1 protein-coding gene is annotated in these 1,904 nt (G+C 56.6%); it reads left to right on the top strand.

Features of this window, described 5'->3' with window-relative positions; translation table 11 throughout:
- Positions 1 to 40 precede the first annotated feature (40 nt).
- A complete protein-coding gene (locus tag EVC45_RS44335; RefSeq protein ID WP_248295534.1) occupies positions 41 to 733 on the top strand; it encodes a transposase in 693 nt (230 codons plus the stop codon).
- The last annotated feature ends 1,171 nt before the right edge of the window (positions 734 to 1,904 follow it).

Genomic DNA, 1,904 nt, shown 5'->3' with positions numbered 1-1,904 from the left:
GAACGCCTTTGGCCAGGCGCAGTGCGTTAAAAAGGCCTAATTGCGTCCGCAACCAACTGGGCGCCTACCCTGCCGAATAAAGCACCACACCCGCATCTACCGGATCATGCGACGCTGGCAGGCTGACGGCAGCATCGACCGGGTCTTCGCGGGCTCGGTCGATCAACTGCATCGGGACCAGCTCCTCGACCTCGCGAACATCCATGGCGACGGCACGACCACAGCGGCAAAGAAAGGCGGCGACAACCTGGGCTACAGCGGGCACAAGCATCTGAAGGGCGACAAGGTGGTGGCCTTCAGCGATCGCAACTGCAACATCATCGCGCCATTCGTGACGGCGCCGGGCAATCGCAACGAATCACCCCTGCTGCGTGACGCGCTGCCCAAACTCACCGCCATGGCGCGCGCCATTGGTGCGAACCTGCAGGGCTCAACCGTCAGTCTGGATGGCGTCTACGACTGCCGCGAAAACCGCCGTGCGATCTTCAACCGCGGCATGAGGCCCAACATTCCCGAGAACCCGCGTGGGCGCAAGGCACCGAAGCGCGGTCGCAGACGGCATTTCGACGCGGCCATCTTCGCGGAGCGCTTCAGCACCATCGAGCGCGTGTTCGCCTGGGAGGACACCTTCCGCCGCCTGCTGCTGCGCTTCGAACGCATCAGTGCCGTGCACTACGCGCTCAAGACGCTCGCCTACACGATGATCAACCTGAGGCACTACTGCCGCAGCTGATCGCGGCCCTCAGGGCGGCCTGTCGCTACTTCGCCGGCGCATTGCGCCATGGCCGCGCGCGTCGTTACCATGTCGATCACTTCGCAAATCACACTTCCGCTTCGCGTTGCCTGTCTTGCCAACTCATGCATTTCATGAAACATATGCATTACTGATCAAATACAACTTCAGTCTGCTTGAAACCCGCAATCAGTTGCTTCTAATTGCGACAGAGCTCATAAACTCAGTGTGGCAGCGATAGTCCCCGTTCGGCCATCAGACAACTCCCCCTATATCTTTTCGTTCGCTCACCATCGGCCACTAGTTTTTCCATGTCTACTTTCCCACTTGCACCTGGCCCGTCAAGGTGACAAAACCGATTGCGCGGCTTCGTCCGCATCGTCTCCTGCTTTGCGTTCGCAATGGAATCGAGAACTTCGCTGCGCGCGGCACTGAATGAACAACTGCCTGTAGGATTTTAGGCACTTACAACTCAGGGGATTGGGAAAATGGGAAGTTGCATTAGTGGTGCCTGCAACACTGCGACCGCGACGCAGACCCTCGACCGCGAAACGTCGTTGGACCGACTGGACGTCGCGATAAACAGTCTCAATCAAGCGCGACAGCAAGCTATGGAAAGAAACCCCGCATTAGCATTACTCGATGCGCTCAACCGGAATAGTGAAACTTTACTGCGACAAGCGACGGCATTAAGTGCAGATCGTCGCCGGACCGCCGGGAGGTCTACATCAAACAGAAACCCTCTGCCTCAGAGAGAGCAACTGATCACTTCACTAAACAATGCCGCGAACTCTTGGATAAGAGCCTGACTGCAATCTTGCATGGCCGTGCCTCGAATTCATGTAAAGCCTGCTGTGGACTGATATGACTGATATGACTGATATGACTTCACGAGTCAATAGGGATCGGTTTTCAGCTTCTCGGGTACATGTCATGTGAATTTCCTGAGGGCGACGTAGCAGTAAATCTCGACGGTCGATCACACTGATATTCGCGGGTTGGCTACCGCATTACAGAGGTCCGTCCAACGAGCCTGCCGCTATCTAGAGCCGCAAATCAGATGTTGTCCGTTGCGTAGTCCACGCGCGGGTTACTTGAACCGCCCCGGATTTTGTGGAGGCTCCAACTCTTGAGAGAATGGAGCCATGAACAAGAAGGTAACCAAGTTTTC

It is taken from the genome of Paraburkholderia sp. UYCP14C, assembly GCF_004197395.1.
In the GTDB taxonomy this organism is placed as follows: domain Bacteria; phylum Pseudomonadota; class Gammaproteobacteria; order Burkholderiales; family Burkholderiaceae; genus Paraburkholderia.
Note: the sequence above shows the minus strand (reverse complement) of the source record. Positions and strands in the feature narration are given on the sequence as shown.